Below are 21,961 nucleotides of genomic sequence, written 5' to 3'. Positions count from 1 at the left end.
ATTTCAGGATAACAGGATATTTTCATGGGTTTCGCCTTAAAACTCAGAAATCCTGCTAGCAAAATTATTTGGGTAAAATTTTTCCCGGTTTCCAGACAACATTACTTTTACCCAGAACCTTAAGCAAAGCATTTTTTAATTTCTCATCATCAGTTACCCAAAACTCACGATTACCCTCAATAACCTTCTGATTATCCGCAAAATAAAAATAAACAGGCTGATTCCCGGGATGACGTTTCAAAATTTCCAAAACTTCCGCCATGTAGTTACTTTCATTGCTGGAAAATCTCAAAAAAAGCCGCAGCCCCCGACTTTGAGCAGGTTCTTCAGCAGGTTTAAGTTCTTCCAGGCGGGTAATCTTCTCGGCAAAGACCTTCTTTTCATCCTCGCGAATATTATACCTGCCGGTTATAACAACCACTTGGTCATTACCCAAGGACCGAGTGAAGGCAAAGACGCGCGGGAACACTAAAACTTCAATTCCGCTGGTCAAATCTTCCAAAACAAAGCTCGCCATCATTTCGCCTTTTTTGGTTACTGTTTGTCTTAAACCGGTCACTAAACCTCCAAGAACAACCTTTTTTTCGTCGTCGCTTTCCAGACAAGTCAAAATATCCGAAGAGACAAATGGCTTTAACTGTGGCATAACCGACGAAAGGGGATGACCGCTTAAATAAAGGCCTAAATACTCCTTTTCCATCTCCAGAATTTCCCGTTCATCAAACTCGGACAGTTCAGGCAGGGTAATTCCTTGGTCCATATCTTCTGTTAGATCAAAAAGGGAGAATTGACCATTATTCCGATCTTTTTGCCGCCGCTGAGCAGTGTCCAGAACCTGATCGAGAACTGCCAAGGCCTGAACCCGAGTACCAAAGGAACTCATGGCTCCCGACCGAATTAAGCTTTCAAGAACGCGTCGGTTTAAGACCTTTTGGTCCACACGCATACAAAAATCGTAAAGAGATTGGAAGGGACCATCTTGTCTGGCTTCCAAGATTTTCTCCACCACATTGACTCCAACGTTGCGGATGGCCCCCAGTCCAAAGCGAATGGCCCTTTTTTCTGTTGAAAATCCTATTTGACTGTACTGCACATCAGGCGGAAGCACTTCAATTCCATTTTGTTTGGCATCCTGTATATAGAAGGATATTTTGTCGGGGGAGCCCATGACACTGCTTAAAAGAGCTGCCATAAATTCTAAGGGATAGTTTGCCTTTAAATAAGCGGTCTGATACGAGATCACAGCGTAGGCGGTAGCGTGTCCTTTATTAAAACCGTATTCCGCAAACTTGGCCATTAAATCAAAAATTTCTTCGGCCTTTTCACTGGTTAAACCGAGGCGGAGGGCCCCCGGAATAAGCCACTGTCCCTTTTCATCCTGTAGGCCATAGATAAAGTTCTGGCGTTCCTCAGCCATAATTTCCTTTTTCTTTTTCCCCATAGCCCGTCGTAGCAAATCTGCTCGCCCTAAAGAATAACCCGCTAAATCTCTGGCAATCTGCATAACCTGTTCCTGATAAACGATAATTCCATAGGTTGATTTAAGTATGGATTCCAACTTAGGGTGTAAGTAGGTGATTTGGCCACCATGCTTGCGGCGGATAAACTCGGGAATCTGATCCATAGGACCTGGCCGATATAATGCTCCCACTGCAATAATATCTTCGAAACAGGTTGGTTTTACTTCTTTGAGGACAGCTCTCATCCCACCGGACTCAAACTGAAAGATCCCGGTGCTGTTTCCTGAGGCAAGCAGTTGATAGGTTTTAGGATCGTCTAAGGATAGTGACCGCAAATCAAGTTTGATCCCATGAGTTGCCTCAACCCGTTTCACTGCCTCTTGGATGATGGTTAAATTTCTCAAGCCGAGAAAATCCATCTTTAACAACCCAATTTCTTCAACTATTTTCATGGGAAATTGAGTCATCACAAAATCCTCTGAAGTTCTCTGCAGAGGCAAATGATTCATCAGAGGATCTTTAGAAATCACAACCCCTGCGGCATGGGTGGAAGCGTGTCTCGTCATCCCTTCAAGGGATTGGGCCAGCTTATAAAGCCTCTTAATTTCTTCATCCTCTTCGACCATTTGAGCTAAATCCGGAGACATCTGCAGAGCCTTTTCCAAAGTTATACCCGGATCTGAAGGAATGGCCTTGGCAACTTTATCCACACGAGCCAAAGGAATCGCCAACACCCTCCCCCCGTCTCGGATAGCTGCTTTGGCCCCCATGGTTCCAAAGGTAATAATTTGGCAAACCTTGTCTGAACCGTATTTTTCCGTCACATAGCGAATGACTCGCTCACGGCCCTCCGGGTCAAAATCTATATCAATATCCGGCATAGAAATTCGTTCCGGATTTAAAAAACGTTCGAACAACAAATCATGACTAAGGGGTTCAACGGAGGTAATTCCAAGCAAGTACGCAACCATGCTGGCAGCGGCAGAGCCCCGTCCCGGACCGACAGCTACTCCGTTCTCTCTGGCAAATCGGCAAAAGTCAGCAACGATCAGGAAATATCCCGAAAAGCCGGTTTGAGAAATAACTCGAAGCTCATAGTCTAAACGCTCTCGTTCATTTTTAGTCATTTGGGGATAGAAACGCGGAAAAGCCTCTCGGCATTGAGCTTCCAGATATCCGTCTAAGGTGTATCCAGAGGGAACGTCAAAAACCGGCAAGAAATTTTCTCCAAACTTAAAATCCACCTGACAACGCTCGGCAATTTTGGCAGTATTGTCTAAAACCTCAGGATGTTCTCCAAACAACAGGGCCATCTCTTGTTCTGATTTAAGAAAAAATTCCTGACTTGAAAACCTCATTCGCGAGGTATCCGTTAAGGTCTTGCCGGTTTGGATACTCAGCAAAGCATCTTGAACAAGAGCATCGTCACGATTTACATAATGCACGTCATTAGTAGCTGCGATAGGAATTCCCGTGAGTTCATGAATCTTCCATATTCCCTGCATAACCTTCAGCTGTTTATCAATTCCATGGTCCTGAATTTCAAGGTAAAAATTACCTTTGCCAAAAATCCTTTCATAATCCAATGCGCTTTGAACTGCCATTTCTAATTGATCATTAAGGAGATAATCTGCCACTTCTCCGGCCAAGCAGGCACTAAGGGCAATAATTCCGCTGGAATAGTTGTGCAGAATTTCTTTATCTACTCTAGGCTTATAGTAAAAGCCTTCAATATGAGCCATGGATACTAAGCGGATTAAGTTGCGATATCCTTCTTCATTTTCCGCGAGAAGAACTAAATGGTAGTTTTTATCGTCTCTTCCCGGAACTTTATCCGTCCGTTTATTAGGAGCAACATAAACTTCACATCCGATAATCGGCTTAATGCCCACTTTGCGGCACGCTTTGTAGAAGTCAATGACTCCATACATTACCCCATGATCGGTAATTGCCAGTGCCGGCATATTCAATTCAGCAGCACGCTTGACTAAATTATTAATGCGGGCAGCTCCGTCAAGCAGACTGTACTCCGTATGGTTGTGAAGGTGAACAAACATCACATATCTCTCCTCAAGATATATAGCAAAGGTCTTGAAAAATTCAAGACCCGTCATTCAAAAATTGTTGATTCATTTATAATCTGTAACTTTGCCAAGGAATAAAATCATCTTCAATTAATTAAAGAACTGCTTTCATTCACTAGTTTTTTATCTCCAATACGTGCTGTCATCAGACCTTTAGCAACTATTTCATTTTCAACCATAACTTCTACTTCAATATTACAATGTTTCTTAGCTACCAAAAGAAGTTTAGCAGTAACGGTAATTTCCGTCCCTACAGGTATGGGCTGAAGCTGATAGAGAGTAAAGTTTTCGGTAATTGCGTTGAGTCTGTATTTCTTGCGAAGCCCGATATATCCAGCCATATTCATGACTGTAACAATAACACCACAACTGGCTGATCCGTAGTCATCCACCATGGCGTTGGTAATTTCACCTTCAATGGAAAGATGTTCGGAATCATCAACAAATCGGAATCCACTTAACACCAGATTATCAACAGTCTCTCCGAACTGAGGCTGTTTCTGAACTTGCTGATAAGCTTCAATGACATCTTGTAAACTGATAATTCCTATTAACTTACCCTGATCCGCTACGACTGCAATTTCCCATCCTTCCCAAACCATAATGCGCGAAATATGGGTTACAGGATCATCGCGGCCAACCATAAAGGGATTGCCGTTCATAACGTCCTTGATCGGAGTTTTGAGATCCTCCCCGGCAACATCAACCGCCGTGACAATCCCCACAAGATTCATGTCATTATCAACGACCGGAAAGCGGCTATGGTCTGTACTTTGGGAAAGATTCCGCCAATCTTCTACGGTAGCATCGACATTCAAATACTTAACATCTTTGACCATAATATCTTCGACTAAAATAAGCTCTTTTTGAATTAATCGATCATAGAGAGCGCGATTAATCATAGAAGTAACGGCAAATGTATCATAGGGTGATTGAATAATGACTAACTCACGCTGCCGCGCCAAAGCTACAATGTCTTCGTCAGGTTCTAAACCTCCTGTGATTAATAAGGAGGCATTATGTTCTAAAGCCAGAATCTGAGCATCATGACGATTGCCAATAATGCACAAGGCATTTTCTTCCAAATACCGTCCCATGGCATCAAGTTCCATAGATGCAATAACAAATTTATGGGGGGAACGATCGAGATGCTCAAAGCCACAGATAACAACCCCTTCGGCGATCTGTGACACTTCGCGCAACGTTAAATCCTCGATCTGGCGTTCCTTAACCCCTTCAATTCGTATGGTACCAACTTTGGGAATTGAGCGAACTAATCCCTTAGCCTCAGCTTCTTTAATGGCACGATAAGCTGTCCCTTCACTGACGTCTAAGGCTTTAGCGATAAAACGGACAGAAACCTTACTGCCGATAGCTAAATCTTCAATGAATGTTAATATTTGTTGATGTTTTGTCAAGTGATAACGCTCCCCACTTATTACTATCCAATCAGTAATTATACCATATGATTGAAGATCGAACTAGCTTATTCGTTTCTATCTTTAAGATTTTCCCGTCTCCGCCGTTGGGTCATTAATCCGCCGATCTTGCCGGCATCTTTGGCGTTTAAGGAATGCCAGCCTTTGGTTTTAACTTGCTCTAAAAGTCCCAATTCTGCGGCTATTTCCATCTTCAACGGTTCTAAGGGGTCTGTTCGCCTTAATCTTGGTTTTGCTGATTTCATCTTATATCCTCCCCCTGCTCATGGCAAATAGATCTTCTTCATAATGTGGGCAATTTGGTCCTCTATCTCCTAGCAAATGTTCTAAGCGACAACGTCCGTCAACTCCATAGAGACAACGAAGGGTACACATTTTTCTGGTCATGTTCTCATCTCCTTTTCTAAAAGTTTTGCCCTTTTTAATTAAAAATATCCCGCCTGATCGACAAGCGGGATATTTCAGCAAAATTATTATTCAGTTTTCATTTTATGTTATATGTTATATGGACTAAACTAATTCGAAAGATTCCCCTGCATTAAGTACTACGCCCTTCGTCTCTGGAACTCTGCGCTGCAGCATGCGCAGGAACTCGTTAACATCCTGGTTGATAAGAGGAAAGGTATTGTAATGCATGGGGATAACTGCTTTTGAGCGCAGTAATTGGGATGCGTGGGCCGCTTCCTCGACGCCCATGCCAAAGTTATCACCGATGGGCAGCATGGCGAGTTCCAAAGGATGCCGCAAGCCAATCAGTTCCATATCTCCAAATAATCCGGTATCTCCGGCATGGTAAAGCCATTTCCCTTCTATTTGCAGGAGAAAGCCGCAGGGGGGGCCGCCATAGATCATAGGCCCTCCTGCTGTCTCTTCAATCCCTGAACCATGAAGTGCCAAAGTAAGCTTAACCCATCCGAAAGGGAAAAGATGTTTTCCTCCAATATGCATGCCATGGGTCGCGGCGCCTTGACTTTGGCAATAGGCCGCTAGCTCATAGACTGCAATAATAGGAGCACCTGTTTGTTGCGACAATTCTACAGCATCGCCTAAATGATCGTGGTGACCGTGGGTAACTAAAATCGCATCAAGCTGTTTGAAGTCTTCAGGTTTTGCTGTAGTACTCGGGTTCCCTCTTAAATAGGGATCAATAATGATTCTTCCTGCCTCGCTCTCAATTTCGAAGCACGAATGTCCGTGGAAACGAATATTCATTCTTTAACCTCCATCTGATCGCTTTAGCGCGCTGAATATACTTGAAGCACTTCCCACAATGCAGGATAACTTAAATTCATTTCCCAAAGGGCTACTCCTCGAATGCCCTTACTTAAAGCAAGGTCCAGTTTATCTTTCAAGCTGCGAGGGTCTTCGAAGTAAACGGTATGTTTAACACCCATAGTTTCATAGCGAAAATGCAAGCCGTGTTGTCTTGAATCCCAAAGTATTGGAGCGCCATAACGTTTAGCGAGGTCTACTGCCCTTTGGTAACTGATGCTCTGGGCCCCGCCTCGTTCTGACCAATCATAGCCGTAAAGCGGAATACCCATATAGATTTTGCGAGCCGGAATATTTGCTAAAGCATAGTTTAAATTCTCATTGACCCAAGGCAAAGAAGCTACTGATCCCGGAGGACTCGCCGGCCAATGCTCTTCATAAGTCATGATGATAACCTCATCAACAACCTGGCCGATAGCCTGATAATCAAAGACACCTTTCCACGGATCAAGAGGTTCACTCGAGGACTTTGCTGGCACATCAATAGTAACAATATAGTTCGCTTGATGAAACAGGGTTGACCACCTTTGGATAAGCTGAGTAAAAAGCTGCCGGTCTCCCGGACTCGCTTTTTCCAGATCTAGATTGACTCCATCAAACTGATACTGTGCCAGAAGATTCCGTATGTTCCCCCAAACATAATCTGCGAATTGTCGGTCCCGCACCAACCGGGTCATTAAATCTGTCGAAAAGAGTCCCCTCTGGGTCAAGTTACTGACGGTTAAAAAAACCTTAATCCCCTTGGCATGGACTTCGGTGATTATTTTTTGACTGGGTCTGCCTTGAAGCGTTCCATCATTCTGAATAGGCATTTGAAAAATATCGAACTGATCGATAGTGTTTCCATATTGTACCAAATACGGGTAACCCTTTACTTGTTCCGTTAGTCCATTGTAAAAGGCAAAAACATTCAGTGGCATACTTATACCCCCTTTCCGATCATCATATGCATCGCAGAGGGTATAAGTGTGAAGAATACTACTATATGGGAAGCTTCGGAGAAATTCGGGCTTCTTTAAGTCCTCGATTATCATTAAACTTCTATTTTGAGTGACGACGGCCGAAAACAGCCAACATTGCAGTTCTGCGCATTAAAATAATTACCAGGAGCGCAAAAACAAGGATGAGAATAACTAAAGCCATAATCCATTGTCCTTTGGCTCCTAAAACTGCGGAAATGCCGAAGCAAGCACTGATTCCATACATTGACAAAACTGCCTGACGCTGGGTAAGGCCCGCGTCCAGAAGCCGATGATGCAAATGTCCTCGATCGGCGGTGGCCACGGATTGTCCTCTAAGTTTACGGCGAATAATAGCAAAGGTTAAGTCCGTTACCGGCATGCCCATAACGAGAAGTGGAAAAACCACGCCTAAAATTGTCGCAGTCTTAAGCAATCCGTAAATGGAAAGGCCACCAATAATATAGCCGATAAACATACTTCCGGAATCACCCATAAATACCTTCGCCGGGGGAAAATTAAACAATAAAAATCCCAGCAGTGATCCGGCTAAAGCCAAGGTCAGATGCGCTGCAGGACTACTGATTTGATTTGCTGACCAGAATAACAACAGCGCCGCCATAAAGCATATCCCAGCGGCGAGTCCATCTAAGCCATCCGAGATATTAACTGTATTGACCAGGCCAACTATCCAAAAGAGCATTAAAGCAAAACCTACAATACCAAGCCAAAGACCCGTGAAGTAAATTGGCCGCCCGATCAGAGGAAGTTTAATGAAATCTAAGGAAAAATTAAAGCCAAAGAGTAACGCCGCTGAAACAATTTGCCAAAAGAGCTTTACTATTGGACGGATTTCCCATATGTCATCACAAACACCAACCAACGTAATTAACGTACTGCCTAAAAATAGCCCCCAGAATGATAGATCCCATTTCTGGGTTAATGCCGCCGCCAGCCAAAAACCGGCGTACAATGCCAATCCGCCCAAACGGGGAATAGGTTTTTTATGGACATGGCGGCCTCCAGGGTAAGCAATGGCTCCCCATTTTTGGGCCAGTTTCATCGTCAGCGGTGTACAGACAACTGCAATTACTAAGGCCAAGGCAAAGGTTAGTATATAGGCCATGATTATTCCTCCGCAGTCTTAGGCTCAAGCTTGTCACGCAGCATCGTCGGTTGGCGCAGTTCCAAACAAGAACAGGAAAAGGTTTGAGGAAGCATAGCCATAGCATTTAACAAAATCCTGCCGGCAAAATTGGACTGATTATAAAAAATATCGGCTAATTCCTCGTGTTCCCAATCCTTGATGATGCCTTCAGCATAGTTAACAACAAGCTGAACCGTAGCGTAATGGGCCCCGATTTCCCGGGCCAGATATACTTCCGGGCACATGGATTGCCCAATGACATCGCCGCCCATTTGTTTAAACATCTGAACTTCAGATGGACTTTCAAAATGACGCCCGTCCGTACAAACATAAACCCCTCGTTCAAAGACATAGCGCGGAGGCTGGTTTTGCAAAACGGTCTCATGTAAGACTTTAATCAAGTCCGGGCAAACTGCATTGCGCATGGTTAACAAATAGGGAAGTCCGATGGACACATCTTTCCGCATTGAAAAGTCCAAATAATCGTGAGGGATAATAATGTCACGAGGTTTTAGCAGATGATTAATTCCCCCGACCCCGCCCTCAGTTAAAACCACGTGGACCCCAGCTTGATGAAAAACCCAAAAAATTTGCTGAGAAGCCTGAGCTCTGGTGACTCCCTGTCTCCAGCCATGCATCCGGCACGTTAAAGCCTCTTTGCCTGCATAAGAAAAATGGGCAAATTCCGGCGACGGTCCATAAGGGGTATCAAAAATCAATGCCTCACCCAGCACTTTTGTTCCGGGTATCTTTAAATCTTTAGGAAAGGAAATCGAATTAGTACTTGAACCACATATTAACCCTACGTCAACTTTGGGTATCATAGTTTCTCCCCCTTTTTAAACAAGATTCGGAAAACCCCATTGACGCAATACTTCATAAACAACAACAGCTACTGAATTGGATAAGTTCAAGGAACGCGCTTCCGCACGCATCGGCAGTCTTATAGTCTTGTCCGGGTAACGACCCAAAATTTCGGGTGATAATCCTTTCGTTTCCTTACCGAAAATTAAATATCCCCCCGGTTCATAAACCATGTCGGTGTAGGAACGGCCACCTTTTGTCGTTGCTAAGTAACGGAGTCCGCCAGGGTTTTTTTCTTCAAAATCATTAAAATTGTCATAATAATAGATATCAAGAAGGTGCCAATAATCTAAGCCGGCACGCTTTAAATGCTTATCGTCAATGCTAAAACCCAATGGTTTGACCAGATGGAGTGCAGCTCCTGTTGCAGCGCAAAGCCGAGCCACATTTCCCGTATTGGGCGGGATTTCCGGCTCAACCATTACTATATTAAGTCGATTGTTCAAAACCTGGTTCCCCTTTCAATGACACCCGGAACAATTCCCATGACACCCGGGTGAACAAGTTCCGCCGCTGCTTCCTTTAGTCACTCCGGGACTTGAAAATTTGGATAATTTTTTGGAAAGACCCTTATGTCCGCAGCCGGGACATGATAGGGACTCTCCATTTTCGCCTAATCTGCATAATTCTGTGGTTAGCAAGCCACAACTTGGACATTTGAATTCATACATGGGCAATTTAATGCAGCCTCCCACTACTTAAAGCTTATTTCAGCTCTTATAAAAGGTTTTGCTTATGATTACCTATTATAACCTGAAATTATTGCAAACCCAAACTTTTGTCTGCTTTTTTCCCCTTTATTTCCCCTTTATTAGAGAATTTAATATTGACCATATTAAACTTTACTAAATATATCGTCTATCTATCCGCCGCAGGACAGATATTTTGTATAATTACGCCAGATCGTCTGGATGTTCCCTCAGGTTTTTGCTAAAGTTACTAGTATCAAAATAAGCCTCTGTTATATAAAACGTCCTTGTAATTCTTGTTGTTCTAAGTTATGATAATGTTTATCGACCTTATTAGATTGTTTAAAGAGGTGTAAAAGGATGCTCACTCCAGAAGATCGCAAATTACTTAAAATTATAGCTAAAGACTGCCGCTTAACTCCAGAGGAACTTTCACTGCAAACCGGCTTATCCGCGGAATACATCAAAAAGCGGATCAAGGACTGGGAAAAAGAAAAAATCATTGCCGGTTATCAACCTGTAATCAATTGGGAACGGACGGGTGAAGAAAAAGTTTCTGCTCTGATTGAAGTAAGAGTCCTCCCTCAGCGCGGTTATGGTTTTGACAAAATTGCGAAACGGCTGCAAAAGTTCCCAGAAATCAAATCGTTGATGCTTATGTCCGGTGGATATGATTTGGCCTTACTTATCGAAGGCAAGACGATGCAGGATGTTGCCCTTTTTGTTGCGGAAAAACTAGCTCCCCTTGAGCATATCCAGAGTACGGCCACTCATTTTGTACTGCGCCGATATAAACAGGACGGTGTGGAACTTTTGGGTGAGGAAGAGACACTCCAACGTCTCGTGATTTCACCGTGAATCGTTATCTTGCCAGCCATGTTGCTAATATGCCGCCTTCAGGAATCCGTAAGTTTTTCGATCTTGTCGCCACTATGAAAGACGTAATATCTCTGGGAGTCGGCGAACCTGACTTCGTAACTCCCTGGACTGTGAGGGAAAGCGGTATATTCTCCCTCGAACAGGGGCAGACGATGTATACCAGCAACGCGGGACTCTATGAACTGCGGGAAGAGCTTGCCCATCATTTAAACATTACCATGGGCCTCTCCTATGACCCACTTAAAGAGATTCTGATTACAACTGGCGCCAGTGAAGCTGTTGATCTGGTTATGCGCGCTGTCATTGAACCAGGAAATATTGTTTTGGTGCCCGATCCCTCCTACGTATCTTACGGACCCTGCGCAACCTTAGCCGGAGCCAGTGTGCGCTATGTTCCAACCCACGCTGATGAGAATTTCCGTCTGCGGGTTAAGGATCTGGCCCAAGCCTACTCACCCGAAGTCAAGCTCCTGGTGTTATCCTATCCTAATAACCCGACAGGGGCTATTATGCAGCGTGAAGATCTCCTGCCCATTGCCGAATTTGTCAAAGAGCATGACTTGCTCGTCCTGGCCGATGATATTTATTCCGATCTTACCTACGAAGGCACTCATACCTCGTTTGCCAGTTTACCGGAAATGCACGACCGTACCCTCTTCGTCAGCGGTTTCTCAAAATCTTACGCTATGACAGGCTGGCGAATCGGCTACGTTGCCGGGCATCCTGACCTTATCAGCGGAATGACCAAAATTCATCAATATACCATGCTTTGCGCCCCAATCACTGGCCAAATTGCCGCTCTTGAGGCTTTGCGCTCTGCTTCCGAAGCTAAAGACGAAATGGTCGCAGCCTATGATCGCCGACGCCGGCTTATGGTCCATGGTTTTCGATCCATGGGTCTGGATTGTTTTGAGCCCCTGGGTGCCTTTTATGTCTTTCCGGATATATCGAAAACGAAATTATCCTCGGAGGCCTTTGCCGAAGAACTTTTAAACGAGGAAAAAGTCGCCGTCGTACCCGGGACCGCCTTCGGGCCATCCGGTGAAGGATTCATTCGCTGTTCCTACGCTTATTCTCTGGAGCAGCTTGAAGAAGCATTACAGCGAATCGGTCGGTTTGTAGAACGGAGATTCTCCCTTTAAACGTCATCTCCTGTTACTCCGTCCAGATATGGCGTCAATATTGGCGGAAGGGCTTTTTCTTTATTTGTCAGCCAGGATTTAAGTCTGGGGTCCTGCATGTTGCGCAAAGCGAGAAAAGCATTTCGCTGCAGGATGCCTTTACCTCGCCATCCGGCTGCCGTATGAAGAAAACGTTCTCGAAACTCCCCTTTGGTTAAATTCAACGTATCCACTAAATCGACACCGCGCTTTTTTTCCGCTGCCGATACCATCTGCACTTCTTCCTGAAGCCGTTTTTGGTTATGAGGGCAAGCTTCCTGGCAGGTGTCGCAGCCAAAAATTCGATTTCCTAAACCTATTCTCTCTTCTGGCGTAAGCACTTCTTTGCTTTGAGTGAGATAAGAATAGCAACGTCTGGCTGCAAAGATCTCCTTGCCAAGAATTTGGGCAGGGCAAGCTTGAATACATTTCCGACAAGAACCGCACTTGTTCAAAATCATTTCATCGCTGGGAAGTTCATGATTCAGCAGCAACAACGCTAACCCCGCAAAGGAACCGTAGCCGGGTATAATCAGTTGCTGATTTCGGCCGATCCAACCGAGCCCTGCCCGAACTGCAAAGGCTCTTTCAACTAAAGGTCCCGTGTCGACCTGCCAGCGGATAGCTCCGGGCCAATGGTTTTCCGCCATTATCTCAGCGAGCTCTTTTAATTTTTGATTGATTACCCGGTGATAGTCTTCTCCGATGGCCGAGCGGGCCAAAATACCCTCTCCCTTCTCGGGAGCAATCGCGAGAGGAAGTTCATAGGCTAACGCAGCAACGCCCTGACAATCCTGCCATACAGCCTTTGGATCAACCCTCTGCTGAATTATTTGACTCTCAAAAGGAGTAGACACACCTTGTTCAAGGCGAGCCTGCAACAAACCATTAAGCCCCTTAATCGGTTGGGCAGTGGTAAACCCAACTGCTATAAACCCTAAATCTAAAGCCCATTTCCTAAGCTCCTTTTTCCAATCTTGCCATTCCTCCAAGCTCAATAAACTATCCTCCCTAACAAGGCAAAATGTGATCTTGCATCAGCAAATAGATAATCAATCAATCCTTATGCAATAAGTCTTCTCTATTTACATTTTAACTCACTTTTCTCAAACTAAACATCCTTGATATTTCTAATGCTAAAGTGGCTCTGTTAAACAAATTGTTGAAATTAAAAGATATTTTTGACAAAGCCTGTAAAATGTCCTGCGTTCAGTTTTTCCTTTTAATTCCCGATATGAGTAAAATACAAACTATAACTATGTCACTTTAACTTTGCATTACAATTAGTACAATAATTGATATTCGTTACTGATTGCCGAATTGATAAGGGCTTGTTATCGCTGGTATATCAACTGAATTAAAAGAATGACATGTCTGCTTTCCCGCTTAATATTATAAGAAAGGCGCAGCGTTGTGAACTAATAATTTCACAACGCTGCGCCCTTTTAGAAGGAGCTATCGTCGGGCGCCCCGACAACCAGCGAAGCGCACCCTCGCCTGCCGCGGGAATGTGACCTGACCGGCTGAGCTAACGACGACAAGATCGTGGAACAACACCTAGATGTCGATGACGACCTTGCCGTGCACGTGCCGACCAGCTTGAAGCTCGACTGCCGCGCGGATCTGCTCCATCGGGAAACTTGCTGCGATGGGCACACGGAACTGGCCCGCCGCGACCAGGCGAGCAATCTCTTCTATGGCGCCAGGGACGGCGTTAGCACCGTTTGCTGGCGTGATCCCGTCGACCTGTGCAGCGATGGTGGTGATGCGCTCATCCGGAACGCCAAGATCTCGTGCCGCCTGCATCGTGTCTGTCCCATATAGGTCGATCGCCGCAGTAACGCCGGCGGGAGCAAGGGCGCGGAGTCGGTCGACCATGCCGTCGCCATAGGTGACCGGCTCGGCCCCGAGGGCACGCAGGGCATTGGCCGAGGTCGCCGATCCCGTTCCGATCACTCGCGCGCCTGCGAGCCTAGCAAGCTGGACGGCGAACACGCCAACCCCGCCTCCCGCGCCGCCAATGAGCACAGTGTCGTCTGGGCCGAGATTGACCACGGCGAGGGCGGCAGAGGCCGTGCAGCCCGCGATAGTAAGAGTAGCGGCGGTGCGGTCGTCGACGCCGTCGGGGGTGTGGTGCGCGTCGCCACCCCCCGCGATAGTTCCTACCACATCTACTACTACGTAGCCGGCTACCGCACGGGAGAGGGCGCCACCGAACACTCGGTCGCCGATCGCGAATTCGATCACGCCTTCACCAACCTGGTCCACAATCCCGGCATAGTCGGTTCCGAACCCGGACGGCAGGCTCAAGCCGAATCGAGCGGCGGTGTCTGCATCGGAGGTCATGAACCAGTCCATCGGGTTCAGTCCGGCCGCAGTGATGCGCACACGAATCTGCCCCGAGCCGGCCTGCGGTACGGGCACTTCGCGGACGTTGAGAACCTCAGGACCGCCGAACGAGTCGAGCTGGACCGCTCTGTTTACAAAATTATGCATTGAAAATCCTCCTTTAAACTTCAAAACCAATAATCCAAGTTACATGTTTTTGATATTATAACATGTAACTTGGATAATATCACGTTGTGCTATTAAATACAATATATTTCATTTGTAACTTATCACAAAAAAATATAAAGGAGTATGCTACCGCTCTCAGTTTGACCCTGTTTTTATAAAGTATGGTCAAATTCTTGAAATACCAATAACTAACGCCCTCAACAATCCTATTAGGAAAGCCAAGGGCGAAAAATTTTAACTTATCTTTTTTAGAGCTTTGTCAAACTTCGAGAAAAACCTAGTCCCATCTCACAAACAAGGTGTTGTGGGATGACGAAGGCTAGTCGCCCTCTCCTGCTCGATTCATTTATTAGGATTTTTAAGTCCTCTTATCAGAAGATTTACAACAGATTCTATGTTCTGTTTTCGATTCGGATCTTCAAATGAGTTTGGGTTGATAAAAACACCGGTTGAAAGATATACGGCTCTTGCAGCTTGATCAGGAGATTCCGTAAAAAATATACCTTCCGAAATTCCTTGAACTATAATCTCCTTAATACGATTAATACCTTCTTCTATACTTTTTTCTATTACTTCCATTGAGTTGTGCGCTAGCTTAATGTAATTTGCAAACATTTCCGGATCATTAATAGCACTGCGGCGTTTAGCTTCCGCAAAGTCTTCGAGTAAATGAAAAAGTTTAATATCAGCAGGATTATCTTCTTTCAAAATATCATTTGAAGGAGCATGCAAACTTGTGAGCCAACGCTCTGTAACAGCATTCCAAAGGTCAGTTTTTCCATTATAATATCTATAAAGGGCAGCATGGCTAACCTTTAATAGCTTTGCTACGTCAGTGATATTCGCTTTGCCTGGTCCGAAACGGCGAATAACTTCTTCTGTTGCATTGAGGATTATTTCTTTATCTAACGAAATCTTATCCAAATTAATCACCTCTTGTATTATACAGTAGTAAGAACATTTGCTTTTGAAGCACCGGTAAATAGATTCAATTTGGAATCCAAATCTAAGCTGGAATATTTCTAAAGCTGAACATCGGGGCTTCAGATACAATAATGTCCAGTGGACATTATTGCCGAGCCGCCTTTCCCAATAGGAATACTTAGCGGCGAAGGAGGACTCTACCACCTGAAGTTAACGAAGGACCCACCCCCACTTATAGAAGTGGGGGTCTTAAAAATTGGATAAATTCCAGAACTTTATCCATAAACATCAAATTATGTTTTGACTTTTAAATAGTTTGTTCCTCTTATTTACTTTTCAAGTATACCACATATAATACTAAGTTTCAAATTACACAAATTGTAATTAATTAACCCCTATGGCATATACTTTCGTTCCTCAATCCGTGTACTGCGTACATAGAGTTGTACATAAAAAAGCTCATACAACCCTTTATTTATAAAGGGTTGTATGAGCTTTGTGAGCCACCAAAGTTTATGTGGTCGGCTTATTTAAAATATCTGTCTAATAATCCTTTAAAGGCTTTACCGTGTCTAGCTTCATCCTTGCACATTTCATGAACCGTATCATGAATAGCATCGTAGTTCAGTTGTTTTGCTTTGGTGGCAATTTCTTTTTTACCTTGGCAAGCGCCATATTCGGCTTCAACTCTTGCTTCTAAATTCTTTTTAGTGTCAGCAACCACTACTTCGCCAAGCAGCTCTGCAAATTTAGCGGCATGTTCTGCTTCTTCAAAGGCAATTCTCTTATAAGCTTCTGCAACTTCAGGATAGCCTTCTCGGTCTGCTTGACGGCTCATAGCTAGGTACATACCAACTTCAGTACATTCTCCGGTAAAATTAGCTCTTAAACCTTCAAGAATTTCTGGATCAACGCCCTGGGCTACTCCAATTTTATGCTCATCAGCCCATTGCAGGGGGCCGTCTTTTTTCTCGGAGAATTTGTCTTTAGAAGCTCCACATTGCGGACATTTTTCCGGAGCCTCATTCCCTTCAAAAACGTAACCACATACTGAACATACAAATTTCTTAATCATTTAAGTTAACCTCCCCAAATTTATTATCAATTAATCTATGTTCTTATTTTACAATTACTTTAAATAAAAATCAAGGGTTTTTAAAAATTTTTTTGTTTGTATCCTGAACGAGTTCACTCACACCCTCGCACATCGACTTTAACATCATAGAGCGTGCTCGCCGAAGCTCGATCAGTCAAACGTTGAGAAGTAAGAGCATTAACCGATGACGTTTTGGAATTTTTATTCCAAAACAGCCCTTCTGTAACAACAACTCCGCGGGGAACCTTGGTCGTTGTTTTAAGAATGAAGTTAACTTCACCACGTTCATTAAAGGCAGCCACCTGCTGAAGATCATTCAAATTCTTTGCCAGAGCATCCTCTACATTCATTAAAAGATAGGCTGTTTTCTTCTTCTTTAATAAATCTTCTCGCTCATTAAACGATGAATTCAAAGAATACAAATTAGGACTACTCATCAGGAAAAATGGAGCTTTATCTCCATGAGGTTCGATATAGCGGGGCAGGGGGGCTGGTTCCTGGGGATTATAAAGTTCGATTTTTCCCGAAGGAGTCCGAAATGTCATTTTATAATCGACAGGCAGCTTAAGTTCAACGGGATGCCCTTCTGAAAGTTTCTCCTGCTCCTCTTGCAGTAGCCAAGATGACGAAGATTCAATCAGCTGGTCAATAAGATCTTCCGTAGACTGCTTAAAATAGGGCTCCTGAAAATCCATACTTTGAGCAAGTAATTTAAAGACATCCCAATTTGACTTAGCTTGCCCAAGGGGTGGGATGACTGCTGCAGCTTTCTGAATAACATAAGAACCGTAAGAACGATAAAGATCCGCATGTTCTAAGGAACTCGTGGCCGGTAAAATAATATCGGCATAGCGGGCGGTGTCCGTCATGAACCGTTCATGGACAACTGTAAAAAGGTCTTCGCGCCGAAGTCCCTTAAGTATTTGATTCTGGTCCGGAGCAACAACTGCAGGATTAGAATGGTAGACATATAAACTTTTAATCGGCGGATTCGTTAATTCAGTCAAGGCAAAACCAAGTTGGTTCATATTTACAACTCTCGTCGGAGATTGCAAGAAATCTTCCCGGACGACAGACGCTGATGAAATAACTTTAGAAGAAATGCTTGTCAACAGCCCGCCCCCCGGCTTGCTCCAAGCCCCAACCAATGCAGGCAGACAAGTGATAATTCTAACGGTCATTGCTCCATTTCCATAACGTGAAAGCCCTGAACCCAAGGAGATGAAAGGAGCGCCTGCTCGAGCATATTGAAGAGCTAATTCTTCCAGTTGACTGATTTCAACGCCCGTGATTTGACTGACTTTTTGAGGAGAAAAATCATCAAGACATTCCTTACGAAAGGCCTCGAAGCCCTGTACATAGTCATCGAGGAACTTCTGATCCTGAAGTCCTTCCCGAACTAAAATGTGCATCAACCCGAGAGCCAGAGCGCCATCACTGCCCGGTCTGACACACAGGACTTTATCAGCTAGTTTAGCCGTGGGTGTTTCATAGGTGTCCACAAGCCAAACAACAGCCCCTTGTTTCTTGGCTTCCCGTACTTTGCGGACAAAATGAATGTTTGTCGCTAGGGCATTTGTCCCCCAGAGAATAATTAAATCACTTCTCTTAACTTCATCGGGATGAGGAGCTAAAGTCTCTCCCATTACTGAGGCCCAGCCATAACCTTTCGCTGCAGAGCATATTGTTCGCGCTAATCTCGATGCCCCCAAACGATTAAAAAAGCTTTCTCCGCAATTGCGCTGCACTATTCCCATGGTTCCAGCGTAGGAGTAAGGCAAAATTGTTTCTGCGCCAAAATGATCAATTAATTCTTTCCAGCGGTTAGAAATCCGGGCAATAGCCTCATCCCAAGTAATGGCTCGAAATTGTCCCGAACCCTTTTCCCCGGAACGAAGAAGTGGCTGAGTCAATCGCTGCGGAGAATAAACAGTTCTTTCATAATGAGCCATTTTAGGGCACAAGGTACCTCTTGTAAAAGGATGCTCGGGATCACCACTTACTCTCACTGCCTTATCAGCTATCAGTTCGACCCTAAGCCCACAAGTGTCGGGACAATCATAAGGACAAACTGATCTCTTAACCTCTGAATGCATAATGATCCTCCTAACGCCAAATTTATCCAATCGTAAGACTCCCGCTTCTTAAGTGGGAGTGGGTACCCCGTACTCTGCTTCGGTGGAGGTAGAGTCCCCCACCGAAGTCTCGATGTTCAGCTTCAGCTGAACGAGTTCACTCACTGATCCGCTAACAAAACCTTCATGGATTTGTGCAAAGAATCAGGCTAATTCTGTTTGACACGAATTAGCCTGATTGCTTTTTTCTATACATTCCTGAAGCCTCTATTTGCTGGCTCTAAAAAAGGCATAGGTCATCGGTTCTCCCTCTTGAAGGATCTCAGCCGCAACAACATCCGCCAAAAAGAGGGTATGAGTTCCCGCATCGAGTTGGCCCACCACTTTAGCTTCCATTGTAGCAAGTACATCATCAAGCAGTAAAACACCCGATTCCCCACGATGAACCGCTACTCCTTCAAACTTATCCGCGTCACGCCCTGAACGATATCCGAACTTACGAGCATAGTCCTGACCTGTCTGGCTTAAAACTGATACTCCAAATCTCCCGCCTTTTTGGATTAGTTCATGAGTAAAATTCGATTTATTAATGCCAATAGCTAATCTCGCCGGGTCCGATGTCACTTGAAAACATGTATTGGCACATTGTCCATTATCTCTTCCATCAGCTTCAGCCGTAATAATATACAGGCCATAAGAAACCTTATAAAGTGCATGGCGAATGACCTGGGAACCGTCTTCTTGAGTCATTTCAATCTTCGCTGCCGGTTTAACATTTGATGTTGCGTTCACTCCAGGATCCCCTGTTACCAGCTCAAAATTACTAGCATCAACACTACAAATAGGACAAACTTCAGGCGGATTATCGCCGGTATGTATATAACCACATACGTTGCATCGCCAACGCTTCTCCATAAAAGCACCTCTTTTTTAGTAATAATTATAAACTTATCGTTTATACCGGTCAAGACATATTTTTCCTCTTGGAGCTCAATCTTCGCTCTATTCAACTAAGATATTCAATTGCAATTACTAAAATAACACCTATGGAACGCCCCAAACCCTAAGCATCTCTCAGTAAAAAAGTCCGGTATTCTGCTTCCAGAAAGCTGGTGTCATTCAAACAATACTCTGGGCAACGTATCAGGACTCTGCGCACCTGTTCTTTAAATCTTCCATAGTTCTTGCCTCTCAAGCCTTTTTCCTCAGCAAATTGAGGAAATACCTTCCAATCCAGAGTCTTTATTCGCTCAGTTATCCATAACGAAGCAGCTCTTACCTCACTTTGAATTCTTGCATAACGTTCGAAATCATCCCTGTGCTCTTGCCTTCCGCCTTGAAAATCCGCCTGCCACAGTCTCAGTGAATTTTCGACTCGAAGCGGATCAAAAACCTGACCGTTCCATCCGATTTTCCAAGCAAAACAGCGCGCTTTAAAGGATACCTTCTGCCAATCAGCTTCTCCCCTCAATTCCTTTCTAAAGATACGAGAACCCAGACTGTGATGCCTTACAAGATATTCAACCTCTTGTTCCCCATGAGTTCCCCCAGGAAGAACCATACTCCAACGAAAACGGGTAAAGATTTCCCGCGAAAGCCGGGCACTTTCTTTTTCGTGAGGAAAATAATGTCCTTCCCCTCTACCGGGAGTTTGCCATTTTCCCAAATCATGAAATAAAGCTGCTAAACGTAAACTTATCTGCTCTGGGCTATACTGAACCACCTTCAAGGTGTGCTCCCATATATCTTTGGTATAAAAGCGATCCTGAACCAATCCCTTAAGCCTGGATAGTTCAGGAATATATAGTTGAAAAAATCCAATCCGATCTAGTAATGAAAGGCTCTGAGCAACATTCTCCAAAACCAGGATTTTTCCCAATTCTTCAGTAACTCGTTCTTTGGAAACCTCTGAAAGTTGAGGGACAAAGATGACTGCCGACTGCCAGGTCTCAGTCTCTATACTTAAGCAGTATTTAACTGCAAATCGTATCATTCGTAAAACCCTTAAAGGATCTTCCTCAAATCGCTCTAAAGGATTGCCGCAAGTTCTTAAATACCGATTTCTCAAATCGCTCAGGCCCAGAAAAGGATCCTCTATTTCCCCTGTTTTAACATCCTGATAAATGGCATTAATCGTGAAATCACGCCGCAAAGCATCCCTTTCGAGCTCACCGGGGAAGGAGACTATGTCTAAGCGATCCGACTCCTGAAACAAACTTATCGTTTGTAGTTTTGCGCCCAGTAAATGAGGTGTATAGCCCCAATGGGTTAAAAGGTTAAAGATTTCTTCAGGGGGTAGGGCAGCGACAGCATCCACATCTTTGTTAGGTATCCCCAGTTCTGCATCTCGCACTGCACCGCCGACACAATAAACGGGACAGATTAGGCTTAGACGTTTTAAAACTTCCTGTTGAAAAGATGAGCCAAGCATCAAGTCCCCCCCGATTAACCCTTAAAATTACAATCAAGCTTCAAGGACAGATTAACAGAATACAGAAATTTTGGGGCCAATACAGATATGCCAAGGGCTTCCCGGTCCATGTTCCCCGTCAAGATCCGAGGTTATGAGTCGATCAGTATGAATCGTTAGTTCTGAGATCTGAAATTCTTTCATTTTGGGGGTACTTACCTGTTCTCCGCGTAAAACTCTCAGAAGAATTCGAAGAGTTTCCGGCCAACCAACAAGTGGGACCATTAAAATATCCAACTTTCCGTCAGACAAAGACGCTCTGGGCATTAGTTGTCTAATTCCCCCAACGGAAAGACCATTAACAGCCAGAAAAAGAATAACTTCTTCACTATAATGTTTTCCATTAAGATCATACTCTACCCCGAAAGGCCGGTATGAAGGAAGCGTCTCAATCCCTTTCAGAAAATAGGCTAGCTGACCCAAAGAGTTTTTTACTCGCAGGTCCACTTTTTGTGAAACATCTGTTAAAAGTCCTGCACTGGCAACATTAACAAAATAACGATTATTGACCATACCCGTATCTATATTGTAAATATTTCCTCGTCCAATTACTTTACAGGCTTCAGGAACACTTTTAGGCAAATGGAGAGCATAAGCCAAATCATTGGCTGTTCCTACAGGCAAAATTCCCAAGGCTGGACGTTGGAATGCCGGAATTTCTACCAAACCGTTAACTACTTGGTGAATACTCCCGTCTCCCCCGGCGATTACCAGACAATCAACATCACTGCTTTGTAAAGCAGTCTCTTCAATGTCTTCCGGAGAACAGGCTCGATGAATACATACATCATGTCCGCTTTCTTGAAAAATACGTATCACCGAATCTAATTGACCTGTTAACTTACACCGTCCAGCGTAAGGATTATAGATTAAACGCAAGCGTTTATTCAACATTGTTATAAATCCGACTCCTCTTCCATAGCTAA

Annotated in this window: 20 protein-coding genes; 2 read left to right on the top strand and 18 right to left on the bottom strand. The window is 44.3% G+C overall.

Annotation, left to right across the window (positions count from 1 at the left end; all coding sequences use genetic code 11):
• Positions 1-64: 64 nt before the first annotated feature.
• The 10 genes from B5Y67_RS11380 to B5Y67_RS11335 form a co-directional block, all read right to left on the bottom strand.
• Positions 65-3,517, bottom strand: coding sequence for a DNA polymerase III subunit alpha (locus B5Y67_RS11380; RefSeq protein ID WP_242975939.1), 3,453 nt, complete (start codon positions 3,515-3,517; stop codon positions 65-67).
• Positions 3,518-3,630: 113 nt separating this feature from the next.
• On the bottom strand, positions 3,631-4,962 hold the full coding sequence (locus B5Y67_RS11375) for a DRTGG domain-containing protein (protein ID WP_088226558.1): 1,332 nt from the start codon (positions 4,960-4,962) through the stop codon (positions 3,631-3,633).
• A 68-nt stretch (positions 4,963-5,030) separates the two neighbouring features.
• On the bottom strand, positions 5,031-5,228 hold the full coding sequence (locus B5Y67_RS11370; RefSeq protein WP_088226557.1) for a small, acid-soluble spore protein, alpha/beta type: 198 nt from the start codon (positions 5,226-5,228) through the stop codon (positions 5,031-5,033).
• A gap of 1 nt (position 5,229) precedes the next feature.
• The gene (locus tag B5Y67_RS11365) at positions 5,230-5,370 is read right to left on the bottom strand and encodes a cleavage protein (protein WP_088226556.1); all 141 of its coding nucleotides are present in this window, start codon (positions 5,368-5,370) and stop codon (positions 5,230-5,232) included.
• A gap of 123 nt (positions 5,371-5,493) precedes the next feature.
• A complete protein-coding gene (locus B5Y67_RS11360) occupies positions 5,494-6,195 on the bottom strand; it encodes a metal-dependent hydrolase (RefSeq protein ID WP_088226555.1) in 702 nt (233 codons plus the stop codon).
• A 23-nt stretch (positions 6,196-6,218) separates the two neighbouring features.
• Complete coding sequence (locus B5Y67_RS11355; RefSeq protein WP_088226554.1) at positions 6,219-7,175, bottom strand: glycosyl hydrolase family 18 protein; 957 nt, start codon at positions 7,173-7,175, stop codon at positions 6,219-6,221.
• Between the two features lie 121 nt (positions 7,176-7,296).
• Positions 7,297-8,340: an MraY family glycosyltransferase gene (locus B5Y67_RS11350; RefSeq protein ID WP_088226553.1), complete on the bottom strand. Its 1,044-nt coding sequence runs from the start codon at positions 8,338-8,340 to the stop codon at positions 7,297-7,299.
• Between the two features lie 2 nt (positions 8,341-8,342).
• A complete protein-coding gene (locus B5Y67_RS11345) occupies positions 8,343-9,185 on the bottom strand; it encodes an MTAP family purine nucleoside phosphorylase (protein ID WP_088226552.1) in 843 nt (280 codons plus the stop codon).
• A 15-nt stretch (positions 9,186-9,200) separates the two neighbouring features.
• On the bottom strand, positions 9,201-9,647 hold the full coding sequence (locus B5Y67_RS11340; RefSeq protein WP_088226766.1) for a tRNA (cytidine(34)-2'-O)-methyltransferase: 447 nt from the start codon (positions 9,645-9,647) through the stop codon (positions 9,201-9,203).
• A gap of 39 nt (positions 9,648-9,686) precedes the next feature.
• The gene (locus tag B5Y67_RS11335; RefSeq protein ID WP_348982303.1) at positions 9,687-9,896 is read right to left on the bottom strand and encodes an FmdB family zinc ribbon protein; all 210 of its coding nucleotides are present in this window, start codon (positions 9,894-9,896) and stop codon (positions 9,687-9,689) included.
• 378 nt (positions 9,897-10,274) lie between these two features.
• Here B5Y67_RS11335 and B5Y67_RS11330 point away from each other — a divergent pair, with 378 nt between their 5' ends.
• Together B5Y67_RS11330 and B5Y67_RS11325 are read left to right on the top strand one after the other, a co-directional pair.
• Positions 10,275-10,772 (top strand): Lrp/AsnC family transcriptional regulator, encoded by a 498-nt coding sequence (locus tag B5Y67_RS11330; protein WP_088226550.1) that lies wholly within the window; start codon positions 10,275-10,277, stop codon positions 10,770-10,772.
• Positions 10,769-11,935 carry an aminotransferase class I/II-fold pyridoxal phosphate-dependent enzyme gene (locus B5Y67_RS11325; protein WP_088226549.1) on the top strand — a complete coding sequence of 389 codons (1,167 nt, stop codon included), beginning with the start codon at positions 10,769-10,771 and terminating at the stop codon, positions 11,933-11,935. Before B5Y67_RS11330 ends, B5Y67_RS11325 begins: the two co-directional genes overlap by 4 nt.
• On the opposite strand, the gene queG is transcribed toward B5Y67_RS11325, so the two are convergent.
• From queG to B5Y67_RS11285, 8 genes are all read right to left on the bottom strand, one after another.
• Positions 11,932-12,951 (bottom strand): tRNA epoxyqueuosine(34) reductase QueG, encoded by a 1,020-nt coding sequence (queG, locus tag B5Y67_RS11320; RefSeq protein ID WP_088226548.1) that lies wholly within the window; start codon positions 12,949-12,951, stop codon positions 11,932-11,934. The genes B5Y67_RS11325 and queG overlap by 4 nt on opposite strands.
• A gap of 559 nt (positions 12,952-13,510) precedes the next feature.
• The gene (locus B5Y67_RS11315; RefSeq protein ID WP_088226547.1) at positions 13,511-14,449 is read right to left on the bottom strand and encodes an NADP-dependent oxidoreductase; all 939 of its coding nucleotides are present in this window, start codon (positions 14,447-14,449) and stop codon (positions 13,511-13,513) included.
• A gap of 363 nt (positions 14,450-14,812) precedes the next feature.
• Positions 14,813-15,394, bottom strand: coding sequence for a TetR family transcriptional regulator (locus B5Y67_RS11310; protein WP_088226546.1), 582 nt, complete (start codon positions 15,392-15,394; stop codon positions 14,813-14,815).
• 526 nt (positions 15,395-15,920) lie between these two features.
• On the bottom strand, positions 15,921-16,466 hold the full coding sequence (locus B5Y67_RS11305; protein WP_088226765.1) for an NADH peroxidase: 546 nt from the start codon (positions 16,464-16,466) through the stop codon (positions 15,921-15,923).
• A gap of 116 nt (positions 16,467-16,582) precedes the next feature.
• Positions 16,583-18,586, bottom strand: a complete 2,004-nt coding sequence (locus B5Y67_RS11300; RefSeq protein ID WP_088226545.1) for a molybdopterin-dependent oxidoreductase — start codon at positions 18,584-18,586, stop codon at positions 16,583-16,585.
• A gap of 246 nt (positions 18,587-18,832) precedes the next feature.
• Positions 18,833-19,480: a flavin reductase gene (locus B5Y67_RS11295; RefSeq protein WP_088226544.1), complete on the bottom strand. Its 648-nt coding sequence runs from the start codon at positions 19,478-19,480 to the stop codon at positions 18,833-18,835.
• Positions 19,481-19,628: 148 nt separating this feature from the next.
• On the bottom strand, positions 19,629-20,996 hold the full coding sequence (locus tag B5Y67_RS11290) for an HD domain-containing protein (protein WP_088226543.1): 1,368 nt from the start codon (positions 20,994-20,996) through the stop codon (positions 19,629-19,631).
• 51 nt (positions 20,997-21,047) lie between these two features.
• The gene (locus B5Y67_RS11285; RefSeq protein ID WP_088226542.1) at positions 21,048-21,929 is read right to left on the bottom strand and encodes a diacylglycerol kinase family protein; all 882 of its coding nucleotides are present in this window, start codon (positions 21,927-21,929) and stop codon (positions 21,048-21,050) included.
• Positions 21,930-21,961 lie beyond the last annotated feature (32 nt).

This window comes from Desulfosporosinus sp. FKB (assembly GCF_002196705.1).
Lineage (GTDB): Bacteria > Bacillota > Desulfitobacteriia > Desulfitobacteriales > Desulfitobacteriaceae > Desulfosporosinus.
Note: the sequence above shows the minus strand (reverse complement) of the source record. Positions and strands in the feature narration are given on the sequence as shown.